Below are 13,789 nucleotides of genomic sequence, written 5' to 3' on the forward strand. Positions count from 1 at the left end.
TCCACGGTGCTCGGCCCTGTCGGCTGAGCCTCGTCAGCCCGCGGCCTGCCCGCCGCAGAACACCGTGTTGACGAGCCTCTGCACCAGCTTCTGGTAGGCACCCACAGGGGCGTCTACGCCGTCCACGTAGGTCACCGAGGCCTCCATGGTCTTACTGGCGTCGGGTGTGCTGTACATCAGCGTCGCGGAGCCCTGGACGCTGCCGTTGTGGTTGATCAGGATGGTGCCGCTGCAGTTGGAGTCCGCGTGCAGCTCGTACAACCCGAGGCCGTAGTCGCTCGTCGGGTCGTCGGTCGAATGCGGCTTGAGCATCTCGGCCAGCAGCGGGGCCGGGAGGAGCTTGCCGCCCAGCAGTGCGGAGATGAACGTGTTGAGGTCCCTGGTGGTCGAGATCATCTCCCCGGCGCTGGAGATCCAGGAGGGGTTCTGGCGGGTGACGTCGATCGTCTTCGACTGGCCGGCGTCCTGGTACCGGTAGTAGCTGTGCGCGTGCGGCCCGGGGATCTGCGTCCGGGTGCCCGGCACCTCGGTGTCCCGCAGTCCGAGCGGCCGCAGGATCCGCCGCTGCATCTCCTCGGCGTACGAGTGGCCGGTGACCTTTTCGATCAGCAGCCTGGCCAGCACGTAGTTGGTGTTGGAGTAGCTCCAGTCCGTGCCCGGAGCGAACCGCGCCGGCTTGGACAAGGCGAACCGGACCAGCTCCTCCGGCCGGTAGGTGTGGAACCGGTTGTCCACCCACTCCTTGCCCTGCCAGGGGATCCCCGGCACGACCGTCCCGTCGGGGTACCGCTCGCCGCCGGCGTAGTTGAACAACCCGCTGGTGTGCTGCAGCAGCATCCGCACGGTGATCCGCTTGTCCAGTCCGAACTGGGGCAGGTAGTCGGCTACCGGGGTGTCCAGCCCGATCTTGCCCTTGGCCACCAGTTTCAGCACCAGGGTCGCGGTGAAGGTCTTGGTGGTGCTGCCTATTCGGAACCGCCCGTTCGTCGGCGGCTTGGCGGCCTCGCCCAGCTTGCGCACCCCGGCGCTGCCGACCCAGCCGCCCCGCTGATCGTGCACGCGCAGCTGCACCCCGGCGAGACCGGAATCGACCATCGCCTGGATGGCCTTCTGCAGCTCCGGGCGATCCTGCCCGGCACCGGCCGTCGGCACGGCCCTGCTGTCCGCGGTGGCCACCCCGGGTGCGGCCACCCCGGCCAGCAGCGTGACCGCCAGCGCCGCGACCCCCACTCGCCGGAAGACCCGTCGCGTCCGGACCCCGTTGTTCTTGGTATCGCTGGTCATTTCTGAAACCTCATGCTCGGCCTTGCCGACGATGACCGGGAGCCGGCGCACGCCGTGGATGCGCCGCCCCGTCGCTGTGATGACCGGTGGGGATTGGGTCTTCATGGTTCCTCTCTCTGGTGTCGCGTTCAGGCGAACAGCTCGCCTAGCGATTTGAGGAAGGCGCCCCTCCGGCGTGGGTGCCGGACGGGGCGCCTTTTTCGTTGCGTCGGTGGTCAGGCACTGACCGTCTTCTTGTAGAGGCGGGTCGCCAGGGGGACGAAAACGATCAGCATGACGCCGATCCAGAGCAGTGATGCCGGGATGGCGTGCTGCATGGGCCAGGCGTTCGAGGTCTTCATCGCGGTGCTGGTGTTGCCGAAGAGTTCGCGTGTGGCTCGGGTGAACGCGGAGATGGGGTTCCAGTCGGCGACGACGCGCAGCGGTGTGGGCAGTTTGGAGCTGTCGACGAAAGCGTTGGAGACGAACACCAGCGGGAAGGAGAGCATGGTGGCGATGTTGTTGAAGCTTTCCGGGGTGCGCAGGGCCAGCGCGACGGTCGCGGTGAACCAGGAGAAGGCGTAGGCGAACAGCAGCAGTAGCCCGAAGCCGAGGACGGCCTCGTAGGGCGAGGTATGCACGCGCCAGCCGACGATCAGTCCCATCACTGCCATGACGACCAGGCCGACGAGGTTCATCAGCAGGTCGCTGACGGTCTGGCCGATCAGCACCGCGGACGGGGCCATGGGCAGCGAGCGGAACCGGTCGAAGATGCCCTTCTGCAGGTCCAGGGTCAGCGTGTAGCCGGTGATCTGCGCGCCCGTGATGACGGCTTGGACGAAGATGCCGGGGAGCAGGAACTCCCGGTACGACATGCCTGGGAGGTGGATGGCGCTGCCGAAGACGTAGGCGAACATCAGCACGAGCACGATCGGGAGCATGATGACGCTACCGAGCAGGTCCGGTGACCGCCTGATCTTCAGGGTGTTGCGCTTGGCGATGGTCCAGCCATCGACGATGGGCATGGTGAACGCGTTCATCGGGTGGCCTCCTGGACCTGCTCTTCGGTGCCGGACGCCGAGTGCCCGGTCAGGGTGAGGTAGACGTCATCGAGGGTCGGCCGCCGCAGCCCGGCGTCCCGGATCTTGACTCCCTCGTCGGCCAGCCGGCCGAGGACCTGCCGAAGCGCCTCGGGGCCGTCGGTGACCGGGACGGTGATCTGCAGCGACTCCGGCACGGTCTGCACGGCGCCGACGGCGACCCAGGCGAGCGTCTGCCGGGCGGTCTCCAGCTCGGCGGCGCTGGTCACGGTCAGCTCGATGCGGTTGCCGCCGACCTGGTCCTTGAGTTCGTCGGCGGTGCCGCGGGCGATGGCGCGTCCGTGGTCGACCACCATGATGTGGTCGGCGAGGTGGTCGGCCTCCTCCATGTACTGGGTGGTCAGCAGCAGCGTGCTGCCGCCCGCGACGAGCTCGGAGATGGTGTCCCACAGCGCGGCGCGGGCGCGGGGGTCCAGGCCCGTGCTGGGTTCGTCAAGGAACAGGACCGGCGGGTCGGCGACCAGCGCACCGGCGAGGTCGATGCGGCGGCGCATGCCACCGGAGTAGCCCTTGACCGGGCGGTCGGCGGCCTCGGTGAGGTCGAAGCGTTCGAGCAGCTCGCGGGCGCGGGCCTTGCTGCGCTTGACGCCCAGGTGGTACAGCCGCCCGACCATCTCCAGGTTCTCGGCGCCGGTGAGGTGCTCGTCGACGGCGGCGTACTGGCCGGACAGCCCGATGCGCGAGCGCAGCCGCCGGGCGTCGCCGACGACGTCGCATCCGGCGACGGTGGCGCGGCCGCCGTCCGGCGGGAGCAGTGTGGTCAGGACCCGTACCGTCGTGGTCTTGCCGGCGCCGTTCGGGCCGAGCAGCGCGAGCACCGTCCCTTGCGGGACGGAGAAGCTCAGCCCGTCCAGAGCGGTCACCTCGCCGTATCTCTTGACCAGTCCTTCGGCTGTGATCGCGTCTGTCATGAGGGGTCTCCTTGCTGGGGTTCGGGCGGCAGGATGCGTCAGGACGCGGTGTGACGCGCTGGCGCCGGCACACCGCCCTGGATGGGAGGGGATCAACGGGGATCGGGGAAACGCCCGGGCCTCTGCCAGGGGAGTACGCGGCGAGGTGAACGGGCGACCGGGCCTCGTGACGCTGTGGGGTCACGGAATCGGGCGAAAGATCGCAGCCCGGTCAGAAGGTGTGGGGAAGTGGGTCGCGGGCCGGTGCCCGCCGGGGATCAGGTGTCAGATCGGCGTCCCTCTCGTACGGCTCAGTCCTCAGGGGTCAGCGCGGCGCGGCGGATCACGATGTCACCGAGTGAGGTGCGGGCGCGGACCTCCACGGTCCGGTCGGACTCTCCGGGGCCGTCGGTCGTGTCCAGCATGTTGTGCACGCTTCCGGCGGTGGAGTGCACGTCGAGCCAGGCCGCAGTGCCCTCCCGGACACCGACCTCCAGCTGACCGGCGCCGGCCTGCATGACGACGGTGCCCTGAGAGACCTCACCGATGCGGATCATGCCCGCTGCGGTCTTCGCCTCGACGTCGGCATGCGCCCGGTCGATCACGATGTCGCCACTGGCGGAGCGGACGTGGACGTCACCGGCGGCCTCGCCGACCCAGATGCCTCCCGCGGAGCTCTTGATCGAGGCGGCGCCGTCGGCACGGCGGAGACGTACCGAGCCGACGCCAGTGATGATCTTCGCGTCGCCCGTCGCGTGTCCGGCCGTGACGTCTCCGCCGCCGGTCTTCGCCTGCAGAGCGCGAGTGTCCTCGATCCAGATGACGCCGGCGCCGCTGGAGATCTCGCAGTCGCCGAACCGCCCCGCGCAGTGGAGGTTACCGAACCCGGATTTGGCGTCGAGGTCGGAGCCTGCGGGGAGCTCGACGTCGACCTGGACGGCGGGGCTCTTGCCGGGGCCCAGGATCATACTGGCGCGCCTCTTCGGCCCTTTGACCAGCAGCCGTCCGTCGGTGAATTCGACCCGGGTCTCCTCCGCGGCTCGGACGTCGCTCGCCTTCGACGCGTCGGCGGGCCGAACCTCGACGACGGTGTCGGTGCGGTCGGACGCGGTGATGCGGACATCGCCCATGACGACGTCGACCGTTGCGGCGATCGGCTCGGGGCTGGCGAATGTGGGCATGGTGCTGCCTCTCTGGTCGCGGGGTCGATGACCCCGCCGGTGGTCGGGGTGGTGAAGAGGGCCCGGGTCAGCGGGCCCAGCCGGTGTAGCGGTTGCCGCGCGGAGACGAGCGCCTGCGGACGTCCTGCTCACGGTCCGTACGCTCCACGGCCTCGGCGATGGTGCGGACGAGCCAGGCGTTGACCGAGAGCCCTTCCCGGTCGGCGGCCTGCTCGGCCCTGGTCTTCAGCTCTTCGGGGAGGCGGAGGCTGATCCGGGAGACGGCGCCGTCCTTGGTGCTGTACGACACCGGTGGAGCGGGCTCCGCCGCCGGCGCCGCCGCGACGGCGGTGTCCTCCTCCGTGGCGCCAGGGGGCGGCTCCACGACGAACTCCGGCTCGCCCCTGCGGAGGCGCACGTCCACCGAGCCGGGCGCGAGCTCTCGCGTGATCTCCTCGGCGGCGGTCGACAGTGCCTCCAGCAGGACGAGCCGGACCGCCGACTGCAGAGGCGCCGTGAGGCGCTCGGCGAGCTCGCGGGCCTCATCGCCGCCGGTCTCGGCGGCGACCGCGAGCTCCTGACGAAGCTGGGCGACGTACGACTCCAAGTGCATGACGTCAGCATGGCACACCGTTTGGCGTCATGGCAACACCAAAGTGACGTCACTTTGACGTCGTGATGGCTCCACGGCGGTCAACGTGACGTCACCGGCCGGCCCGCGGCAGGGTGGGGCGAGGCGGTGTGATGTGGCCCACTGATGCGGTTCAATTATTCGGAATATTTTGATTCGCCGCGCGACGAGGACACGTCCCGTTAACCGCAGAAGGGCTGATGACGGCTCGGATGTGCGTGCAGGTCAGAACAAGTACATCTTTCAATTGTTCCCTTGTTAGATCGCTGGCCGGGTCCGGACAGGCGGGCGGGGGTTGAATCGCGGATTTCGCCGCCATAACATCCGTGACTGCAAGGACTTCGCGACGAAACAAGTTGTCATGGTCTTTGTAGAAAGGTCCCATCATTAAGGCGAGGGAACGCCCAAAAGGCCGACTCTCGTCACGCCGAAATGGCTGTCGAACACAGCCCGGCCTGGCAAGGAGGTAGGAATGCGCATGCCTGATTCGCTGTGTACCGGCGGACGGCGCTTCGCCGCGGTGACCGCCCTGGGGGCGGCCGCCATGGTCGCCGGCCCCGCCGCGATGGCGGCACCGGCCGCGCCGTCGACCTGGCCGCAGGGCGTCTACACCCTGTCCGTCAGCCCGGTCGAGAGCGGAGAACCTGCTCAAACGGCCGTTCTGACCTGCGGTCCAGACGGTGGCACCCACCTCGCCCCGTCGGCGGCCTGCGACCAGCTTCGCGCCGTAGAGGGGCGGATCGCCGACCTGCCCGAGGGGACCGGCGCGTGCACGCTGATCTACGCGCCCGTGCGGGTGACCGCGCAGGGCCGGTGGAACGGCAGTTCGCGTCGCTATGCGCGGACGTTCTTCAACCGCTGCGCGGCGATCCGCGCGACGGGAGGCGTCATCTTCGCCTTCTGACGGAGAAATTCCAGGTCGACCGGTAGGTCATCCGGTCACTTCGCGAGCGTTCCTGGACGTCGGCTCGGGGCGGCGGGGTCCCGAGCCGACGGAGCTCCGCGCCAAACGGTGATATCGGTGAATCGCGATTTCGCCGTACCTCCATCCTGTCTTGTTCTGCATCGCCGAATTCATCGGCGCACGCCAAAAAGAGGTGGACATGCGACGCATTTTCCTTTCCATTTGCACGCTAGTCGTAACGACGATGACCATGGCCGGTGGCGCTTACGCCGCCACGGAACCGGCCGCACCGGCAGGGGAGCCGACGCTCGTCACCTACACGCGGACGGGCGGGTTCGCCGGCTTCGCTGACACGGTGACCGTCGACGCGGCGGGCGTGGCCCGCACCTCGTCCAGGCCGACGGAGATCACCCTCAGCGCCACCGAACTCGACGGCCTTCGCGCGAACCTGGACCGGATCCAGACCTGGTGGTCCTCCCCGGCAGGCTGCGACGTCGCCGACCACATCGCCTACTCGATCGCCTACGGCGAGAAGCGCGCGAGCAGGTGCCACGTCGTACCGCGCGACTGGCAGCCCGCCATCTCCCAGCTCGACGACCTGCTGGCACGGGTCCGGGTGGGACAGGCCACCAGGGCCTGAGCCGGTCAACGGCCGCCGGAACGTGGGCGGGTACGGCCGGAGGGGGACGTACTCGCCCATGACCGAGCCCCGCGCCATCCCGGCGCGGGGCTCGGCGACCCGGAGGGGCCTGAGGAGCGAGCCAGAGGGTGTGACGTCATCATGACGTCACCTCGCCTCGGCCCGGGCGGCTGAGGGTCAGAAGCGGGCCGGGGCGCCGAGGTCGGCGAGGGCGTGATCGAGAAGATCCTCCAGGGCCGGGATGTCGCGGGCGGCGACCGTCCGGTCGGGCTGCTCGGGGAGCAGGTCGAGGACCGTGCGCAGGTCCCAGTACGGGTCGTGGCGGTAGCCGCCGGACACCTGGTCGAAGCAGGCGGAGAACCGGTCGGCGACCGCGATGTCGTATCGGAGGGCCAGGGCGCGGCGCATATGGGCGATGTCGATGGCGACCGGGCCGTACGTGGCGGTGGACCAGTCGACGATGCCGGTCAGTCGGCCGCCCGCCCACAGCGTGTTGTCGGGGTGGTAGTCGCGGTGGATGAAGTGCGGCACGGCTCCGGGGGTGGGGCCGGCGGCGACGTCCAGTGCGTGCTCCCACAGCGCCGGTCGGCGGGCGTGCCGCGGGGCGAGTCTGATCTCGAGCCGGTTGTACGGGCGGTAGGGCGGCATCGTGGACGCCCCCGCGACCGCGTGCACGGGGAGCAGCGCGGCGGCCAGCTGGATGAGGTATTCGGGCAGCTCGGCAGGGGACGGTCGGGGCGGATGGCCGTGCAGCCGGGTGATCAGCAGCGCGGGGACGTCACAGTGGGCGCCGGAGGGGTCCGCGGCCACGAGCGCGGGCGTGGGGATCTCGCACGCGGTGAGCAGGGTCAGCGCCGCGATCTCGAGCTCGGGGGAGAAGTCGATGTCGATGACGGGCCAGCCGGACGACGCCCAGCGCCGCAGCACCAGGCGATGCACGGTGCCCGAGCGGCTCTCCGCCAGCACCGCGTGGTTGACATGGGCCAGGCCGCCGACGATGGGCCGGACCATTTTCACCTCACTGCCGGGCCCCAGGCATTTTTCGATCCAACGCAGCGTGGCGGCGCTCGGCGGATCGGAGAGCGTGGGGAAGGTCACGGCCCCCATCAAAACGGATTCGGCCGAGGATCGGTAGTGATTTTATCGATGCGAGGTAGTGCGAACGGCATGTCCTTGCGGGTCGGCCGCACAAATTGCGGTTAATGGTGGAATATTGACGAGGTGGCCGCTCTAGGGTGATTTGTGAGCGGCCATCCCATCAATCCTTGCTGTCGCGTCGCGGCCGAAGCAGCGCCTCGGCCAGCGCCAGCATCGTCTCCTCCAGCGTGACGAGCCGCTTCATCAGATCCTCATGGACGGTCGTCACCTGCTTGGTCACGTCGTGCTGCACACCGGTGACCCGCTGGGTGACGTCGTCGTGCACCCCCACGACCTGGCGCAGGAGATCCTCGCGCAGCATCTCCATGTGCTTGGTCAGGTCGACGCGGGAGGCGTCGATGACCTTCGTCAACGTCTCCTCGGTCTCGTCGCGGTCGGGCCGGGCGCGCAACTCGTCGATCAGTGGGTCGACCGCCTCGGACAGTCGCTTCTCCAAGGCGTCGAACCGGTCGGTGGGGTCGATGAACGGGCGGTCGCCGATCGCGGCGATCTTGCGGTGCAGCTCGGTGATCTCCAGCGTCACCGGCAGCCGGCTGATCTGCTGGTCGACGCCCTCGACGCGGTCGCTTGCCCCGTCGACCTTGGCCTCCAGAGCCTGGAAATGCCCCTCGACCCCGCGCAGCTTGCCGGACAGGCCCTCCAGGCGGCCGTCGATGCCGTCGAGGCGCCCGCCGACGCCCTCGACCCGGCCGTTGACCGCCTCGAGGCCCTGCTCGACGCGCTCGGCCATGTCGTTCAGCGACTGGTCGACCTTGCCGGCCACGCCGTTGATCTCATGCTCGAGCTTCTCGGACCGGTGCCCGAGGTCGGCGAGGGTCTTGTCCAGCCGGTTGAACCGGACCGACGCGGCCTCCATCGTGCCCGCGAGCCGGTCGAGACGCTTGGTCAGGTCGTCCATCTGCTGGGCGGCCTGCAACGTCGCATCGGTGATGCTCCGGCTGGAGTCGAGCACGGCCTGGATGCGGGCCAGGCCCTCGTCGACGTTCTCGGCGATGACACCGACGTCGGCCCAGAGAGAGGGCAACTCGGCGACGGGCTTGACCCGCTCGCCCACCGACTCGATGTGCTCGGCCAGCCCCTCGGCCCACTCCGGAGGCTTGCCGAACAGCTCGTCGACCTGCCCGCGGACGGTGTCGAGCTGGGTCGTCAGCCCGGTGAGCTCACGCTCCCGGACCTCGCGGAGCAGCCACTCTATTCCCTCCAACCGCTGGTGGATCTCGTCGAGGAGCTGCCCCGTCGATCGCTGCTCATAGACGTGATCTTGCGCCGCGCGGGCTAGCAATTCTCGCATTCGGTCCGAGACCGGCTGACCCCCTGTCTGCAGGAAGTTGTGATTGGTGTCCACCCGGGTACTCCTTCGTTTGCCGTGCCGCCGGTCTGCGCGCGGAAATGGCAGCGGCGTGGATCGCGAGGAGACACTCTATTGAGCGAACCAAGGTCATCGAGCCGAAGAAAAGAAATTCAGGGAAAAGAGATTCTTAGCCGCCTGCGGCAAATTGCCCTTTTCAGGCGCGACGGTGTCGGCCCTCGTACGAGAGCCCCACCGGAGGGCCGCAGACGGTGGCGACCTGCCCGGTGCCGCGCCACATCAGGCGGTCGAGCTCCCCGCGCCCGAGGAACACCCCGCGGCAGCGGGAGCACTCCTCGAACACGATGCCGCCCCGCTGGAAAGTCACCATTCCGGCACCGCACTTCGGACACCGCAGTACGGCGTCGGCCATCGTTCGCCCCCTGTGTTCGCCCGCGCCCGCCCGGCGCGCACCCGTCATCGCGCCCGCGGCGCGGCCTTCCGGTCGCCAAGAGTAGTCAGCCGGACACGGTAGCGACCATGGTCTTTGCCGGACTCTGGCGTGTCGCCCACCCACACGGCCCCACTCGGCCGCGTCCGCTTTCCCCGCGTCCCGCTCCGCCGGGTGCCACTCACACCAGGTCCCGCGAGTCCCGCCCGCGCGGCCCCGCCCGCCGCTGTCCGGTGCCGCCCGCGCCGGGTCCCGCGAGTTCGGTGCGGCGTACCGCGTCGCCTACCTTGTTGCCCGCGCGGCCCCGCCCGCCGCTGTCCGGCGCCACCCGCGCCGCGTTCCGCACGTCCCGCGTCGCCCACGCGGCATGCTGTCGCCGCCTACCTCGTCGCCCGCGTGGAAGCACCCACCGCTGTCCGGCGCCGCTCGCGCTGCGTCGCGTCACGCTCGCGTCGCGTACCGCGTGGCCGGCGCTCGTGCGGCGACCGCCGGGAGTTGCCGCGGCCGGACCGCCTTTCCGGTGCCCGGCGTCGTTTTGCTCAGGCCTCTCGGCAGATGAGGGCGGTCGGGGCGTCGCCCACGCGGGTCAGCACGAGGACGCGTTCCTCGGTGCCGTCCGTGCGCAGGTCGCGGCGCAGCCGCTCGATGTCGCCCGCGAAGCCGCGCTTCTTGATCGTCAGGGTGCCCGTCCGGTGCTCACGCAGCGCCGCACGTACCCGCTTCACCGCGAACGGCAGGACGTCAAGGATCTCGTACGGCCGCGCGAACGGCGTCGCCAGCAGCGCGTCCGAGGTGATGTAGGCGATCCGAGGGTCGGCCAGCGCTCCGTCGAGCCGGGCCGCGATCTCGGCCACCAGGTGCGCCCGGACCACCGCGCCGTCCGGTTCGTACAGATAGCGGCGCCAGCCGGCGATAGGGGGCGGCCCGAGATCGGGCTCGGCCGTCAGAGTGGCGGTCTCCCGGCCCGGCCGCAGGACGGTCGCCCGGCGTCGTGCGTCGCCGGCCAGGTCGCCCAGCCACAGCGCCGCCTCCTTCACCTCGCCGCCGTCGGAGATCCATTCGGCCTCCGCACCTGGGGGCACGGCCTCGTGGGGAATGCCCGGCGCCACCTTGACGCAGCCGCCGGGCGCCCGTCCGGCGATGGCGAGCACCGTGCCCAGCGGCGGCAGGTACGCCTCCGGGTCGAAGACCCGCCCGCGGGAGGTCCGTCGGCCGGGGTCGGCGAAGACCGCGGCGTGCCCGTCCGGGTCCTGTGCGGTCGCGTCGCCCTGCCGTACGTCCGCCACGTCCTCCAGGGCGAAGGCGCGGAGGTTCGCTTGGGCGACGGCGGCGGTGAACGGGTCCAGCTCCACACCGAGGCCGCCGACGCCCGCGCGTGCGCGCGCCAGCAGATCGCCGCCGATGCCGCAGCCCAGGTCGAGCACCGTGCCGCGCGGGGCGAGGCCGCCGAGCCGGTCGGCGAACCGCCGCGCCCGGTGCCGGGCGACGCCGGTCCGGGTCGCCTGCTCGAGCCCCTGCGGCGTGAAGTACATGCGGTCCGCGTCGGCCCCGAACTTGGCCCGCCCGCGCACGCGGAGCCGCGCCTGCGTGAGCGCGGCGCCGACCAGCTCCGCGGGGTGGCGGGCGCGCAGCCGGGAGGCGGTGGCCAGGAGTGTGCGCTCGTCGACGTCGGCGGCGCCGATCTCGCCGAGGAGTTTCTGGCCTTCGGGGGTGAGCAGCCCCTGAAATGCGGCGATGTCCACCCGACGACCGTAGTGGCCGCGCGGCCGTGAACCGTACCGGCCCACTGGACGGGTCGCGGGCCGGGCGGGTGCGGGCCGTGCCGGACCGCCGGGCAAGCTTTGACGAATGCCGCATATAACGACAGGTCGGCGGCGCGCGGGGGTCCGTGTTGACGCGTTCCCGGCCACGGCATAATCTCCAACTTGGCACTCTCCCCATGAGAGTGCCAATCAAGCGACAGGCTGGTCTGGCACCCGCGACGGCAGGCCACCGTGGTCGCGTCTCCAACATGCGGCTGGCCGATCCGGTCGGCCGAGGATACGCAATCGAAGGGGAAGGTCAGATCGTGTCGACCGCCACCAAGGTTGTTCTCAAGCCGCTCGAGGACCGCATCGTCGTCCAGCCCCTCGAGGCCGAGCAGACCACCGCGTCGGGTCTGGTGATTCCCGACACGGCGAAGGAGAAGCCCCAGGAGGGCACCGTTCTCGCCGTCGGGCCGGGTCGCTTCGACGACAAGGGCGAGAAGCGCGTCCCGCTCGACGTCAAGGTCGGGGACGTCGTCCTCTACAGCAAGTACGGCGGCACCGAGGTCAAGTACAACAACGAGGAGTACCTCGTGCTGTCGGCCCGCGACGTGCTCGCCGTCGTCGAGAAGTAAGACCCACGAGATGCGCTGCCCCGGTCGTCCCCTGTGAGGGCGGCCGGGGCTGTGCACGTCCACGGACACCCATACTTGGAGCTTCCCAATGCCGAAGATCCTGGAGTTCGACGAGGACGCGCGCCGCGCCCTTGAGCGCGGCGTCAACGCCCTCGCGGACGCCGTCAAGGTGACGATCGGCCCGCGTGGCCGCAACGTCGTCATCGACAAGAAGTGGGGCGCCCCCACCATCACGAACGACGGTGTCACCATCGCCCGTGAGGTGGAGCTCGACGACCCGTACGAGAACCTTGGCGCGCAGCTCGCCAAGGAGGTCGCCACCAAGACCAACGACATCGCGGGTGACGGCACCACCACCGCGACGGTCCTGGCGCAGGCGCTCGTCCGCGAGGGGCTGCGCAACGTCGCCGCCGGCGCGTCGCCGATCAACCTCAAGCGGGGCATCGACGCCGCCGCCAACTACGTCGCCGAGCAGCTGCTCAAGTCGGCTCGCGAGGTCGACGACAAGGAGTCGATCGCGCACGTCGCGACCATCTCCGCCCAGGACGCCAAGATCGGTGAGCTCATCGCCGAGGCGTTCGACAAGGTGGGCAAGGACGGTGTGATCACCGTCGAGGAGGCCCACACGATGGGTCTGGAGCTGGAGTTCACCGAGGGTCTCCAGTTCGACAAGGGCTACCTGTCGCCGTACATGGTGACCGACCCGGAGCGGATGGAGGCGGTCCTCGAGGACGCCTACATCCTCATCCACGACGGCAAGATCTCCAACGTGACGGAGTTCCTGCCGCTGGCCGAGAAGGTCGCGCAGACCCGTAAGCCGCTGCTGATCGTCGCCGAGGACGTCGAGGGCGAGGCTCTCGCGCTCCTGGTGCAGAACAAGCTGCGCGGCACGTTCGTCAGCGTCGCGGTGAAGGCGCCGGGCTTCGGCGACCGCCGCAAGGCGATGCTGGAGGACATGGCCGTCCTCACCGGCGGCCAGGTCGTCACCGAGGCCGTCGGCCTCAAGCTCGACGGCGTCGACCTCGACGTGCTGGGCCGCGCCCGGCGCGTGACCGTCACCAAGGACGCCACCACCGTCGTCGACGGCGAGGGCGAGGGTGCCGCGATCGAGGACCGGATCCGTCAGATCCGTCGCGAGATCGAGGGCAGCGACTCCGACTGGGACCGCGAGAAGCTGCAGGAGCGCCTGGCGAAGCTGGCCGGGGGCGTCTGCGTGCTGCGCGTCGGCGCCGCCACCGAGGTGGAGCTGAAGGAGAAGAAGCACCGTCTCGAGGACGCCATCTCCGCCACCCGCGCGGCGATCGAGGAGGGCATCGTCTCCGGCGGCGGCAGCGCGCTCGTGCACGTCGCCAAGGAGGGCTTCGACGCGCTCGGGCTGTCCGGCGACGAGGCCACCGGCGCGGAGGCCGTCCGCCGCGCGCTGGTCGAGCCGCAGCGCTGGATCGCCGAGAACGGCGGCAACGAGGGCTACGTCGTGGTCTCCAAGGTCGAGGCGCTGCCGGTCGGCTCCGGCTTCAACGCCGCGACCGGAGAGTACGGCGACCTGATCGCCCAGGGCGTCATCGACCCGGTCAAGGTGACCCGCTCCGCGGTCAGCAACGCCGCGTCGATCGCCGGCATGCTGCTCACGACCGAGGCGCTCGTCGCGGACAAGCCGGAGGAAGAGCCGGACGCCGCCGCGGGCGGCCACGGCCACGGTCACGGCCACTGATCATCGGTACGGCCGGTACGACGGCCGGCGGATCGCGGATGCCCTCGCCATGGACATGGCGGGGGCATCCGTCGTTCCGGAACGCCCATTCGCTGACTGTGTGTAGTGATTCAGTCACTGTGAGGGATAAAGGCGGGTGGGGATCAGTACTGTGACCATTCCGTTGTCATCAACGATGGAGACAGGCGCGATCTCGGTGGGCATCATGCTTTC

Annotated in this window: 14 protein-coding genes; 4 read left to right on the forward strand and 10 right to left on the reverse strand. The window is 69.9% G+C overall.

Annotated elements, in window-relative coordinates; translation table 11 throughout:
* Nucleotides 1–33 precede the first annotated feature (33 nt).
* The 5 genes from AB0I04_RS30960 to AB0I04_RS30980 all read right to left on the reverse strand — a co-directional run bounded on the left by AB0I04_RS30960 (nt 34) and on the right by AB0I04_RS30980 (nt 5,026).
* The gene (locus tag AB0I04_RS30960; RefSeq protein ID WP_360892205.1) at nt 34–1,389 is read right to left on the reverse strand and encodes a serine hydrolase domain-containing protein; all 1,356 of its coding nucleotides are present in this window, start codon (nt 1,387–1,389) and stop codon (nt 34–36) included.
* 110 nt (nt 1,390–1,499) lie between these two features.
* Nucleotides 1,500–2,303, reverse strand: coding sequence for an ABC transporter permease (locus AB0I04_RS30965; RefSeq protein WP_360892208.1), 804 nt, complete (start codon nt 2,301–2,303; stop codon nt 1,500–1,502).
* Complete coding sequence (locus AB0I04_RS30970; RefSeq protein WP_360892212.1) at nt 2,300–3,274, reverse strand: ATP-binding cassette domain-containing protein; 975 nt, start codon at nt 3,272–3,274, stop codon at nt 2,300–2,302. The genes AB0I04_RS30965 and AB0I04_RS30970 overlap by 4 nt, the downstream gene beginning before the upstream one ends.
* 290 nt (nt 3,275–3,564) lie before the next feature.
* On the reverse strand, nt 3,565–4,434 hold the full coding sequence (locus AB0I04_RS30975; RefSeq protein ID WP_360892215.1) for a DUF4097 family beta strand repeat-containing protein: 870 nt from the start codon (nt 4,432–4,434) through the stop codon (nt 3,565–3,567).
* Between the two features lie 67 nt (nt 4,435–4,501).
* Nucleotides 4,502–5,026 (reverse strand): toxin-antitoxin system HicB family antitoxin, encoded by a 525-nt coding sequence (locus AB0I04_RS30980; protein ID WP_360892218.1) that lies wholly within the window; start codon nt 5,024–5,026, stop codon nt 4,502–4,504.
* Nucleotides 5,027–5,522: 496 nt separating this feature from the next.
* Between AB0I04_RS30980 and AB0I04_RS30985 the strand changes: the two genes are divergently transcribed.
* The gene (locus AB0I04_RS30985) at nt 5,523–5,948 is read left to right on the forward strand and encodes an SSI family serine proteinase inhibitor (RefSeq protein ID WP_360892221.1); all 426 of its coding nucleotides are present in this window, start codon (nt 5,523–5,525) and stop codon (nt 5,946–5,948) included.
* A 250-nt stretch (nt 5,949–6,198) separates the two neighbouring features.
* Nucleotides 6,199–6,588, forward strand: a complete 390-nt coding sequence (locus AB0I04_RS30990; protein WP_360892224.1) for a hypothetical protein — start codon at nt 6,199–6,201, stop codon at nt 6,586–6,588.
* Between the two features lie 177 nt (nt 6,589–6,765).
* Here the strand turns inward: AB0I04_RS30990 and AB0I04_RS30995 are convergent, their stop codons facing one another.
* The 5 genes from AB0I04_RS30995 to AB0I04_RS31015 form a co-directional block, all read right to left on the reverse strand.
* Nucleotides 6,766–7,686: an aminoglycoside phosphotransferase family protein gene (locus tag AB0I04_RS30995; RefSeq protein ID WP_360892227.1), complete on the reverse strand. Its 921-nt coding sequence runs from the start codon at nt 7,684–7,686 to the stop codon at nt 6,766–6,768.
* A gap of 160 nt (nt 7,687–7,846) precedes the next feature.
* Nucleotides 7,847–9,091 (reverse strand): hypothetical protein, encoded by a 1,245-nt coding sequence (locus AB0I04_RS31000; protein ID WP_360892230.1) that lies wholly within the window; start codon nt 9,089–9,091, stop codon nt 7,847–7,849.
* Nucleotides 9,092–9,251: 160 nt separating this feature from the next.
* On the reverse strand, nt 9,252–9,515 hold the full coding sequence (locus AB0I04_RS31005) for a zf-TFIIB domain-containing protein (RefSeq protein ID WP_360892233.1): 264 nt from the start codon (nt 9,513–9,515) through the stop codon (nt 9,252–9,254).
* Nucleotides 9,516–9,666: 151 nt separating this feature from the next.
* On the reverse strand, nt 9,667–9,930 hold the full coding sequence (locus tag AB0I04_RS31010) for a hypothetical protein (RefSeq protein WP_360892236.1): 264 nt from the start codon (nt 9,928–9,930) through the stop codon (nt 9,667–9,669).
* Nucleotides 9,931–10,024: 94 nt separating this feature from the next.
* A complete protein-coding gene (locus AB0I04_RS31015) occupies nt 10,025–11,227 on the reverse strand; it encodes an SAM-dependent methyltransferase (protein WP_360892238.1) in 1,203 nt (400 codons plus the stop codon).
* A 323-nt stretch (nt 11,228–11,550) separates the two neighbouring features.
* On the opposite strand from AB0I04_RS31015, the gene groES reads away from it, so the two are divergent.
* Both groES and groL read left to right on the forward strand, forming a co-directional pair.
* Nucleotides 11,551–11,865 carry a co-chaperone GroES gene (gene groES, locus AB0I04_RS31020; RefSeq protein WP_252785891.1) on the forward strand — a complete coding sequence of 105 codons (315 nt, stop codon included), beginning with the start codon at nt 11,551–11,553 and terminating at the stop codon, nt 11,863–11,865.
* A gap of 88 nt (nt 11,866–11,953) precedes the next feature.
* On the forward strand, nt 11,954–13,576 hold the full coding sequence (gene groL, locus AB0I04_RS31025; RefSeq protein WP_360892241.1) for a chaperonin GroEL: 1,623 nt from the start codon (nt 11,954–11,956) through the stop codon (nt 13,574–13,576).
* The last annotated feature ends 213 nt before the right edge of the window (nt 13,577–13,789 follow it).

Source organism: Actinoallomurus sp. NPDC050550, assembly GCF_040655075.1.
Lineage (GTDB): Bacteria > Actinomycetota > Actinomycetes > Streptosporangiales > Streptosporangiaceae > Actinoallomurus.

Coding starts and splice junctions, on each gene's coding strand:
- AB0I04_RS30970 (WP_360892212.1), bottom strand. CDS start 3,274: ATGACAGACGCGATCACAGCCGAAGGACTGGTCAAGAGATACGGCGAG.
- AB0I04_RS31005 (WP_360892233.1), bottom strand. CDS start 9,515: ATGACGGGTGCGCGCCGGGCGGGCGCGGGCGAACACAGGGGGCGAACG.
- AB0I04_RS30990 (WP_360892224.1), top strand. CDS start 6,199: ATGGCCGGTGGCGCTTACGCCGCCACGGAACCGGCCGCACCGGCAGGG.
- AB0I04_RS30980 (WP_360892218.1), bottom strand. CDS start 5,026: ATGCACTTGGAGTCGTACGTCGCCCAGCTTCGTCAGGAGCTCGCGGTC.
- groL (WP_360892241.1), top strand. CDS start 11,954: ATGCCGAAGATCCTGGAGTTCGACGAGGACGCGCGCCGCGCCCTTGAG.
- AB0I04_RS30965 (WP_360892208.1), bottom strand. CDS start 2,303: ATGAACGCGTTCACCATGCCCATCGTCGATGGCTGGACCATCGCCAAG.
- AB0I04_RS30960 (WP_360892205.1), bottom strand. CDS start 1,389: ATGAAGACCCAATCCCCACCGGTCATCACAGCGACGGGGCGGCGCATC.
- AB0I04_RS30975 (WP_360892215.1), bottom strand. CDS start 4,434: ATGCCCACATTCGCCAGCCCCGAGCCGATCGCCGCAACGGTCGACGTC.
- AB0I04_RS30985 (WP_360892221.1), top strand. CDS start 5,523: ATGCCTGATTCGCTGTGTACCGGCGGACGGCGCTTCGCCGCGGTGACC.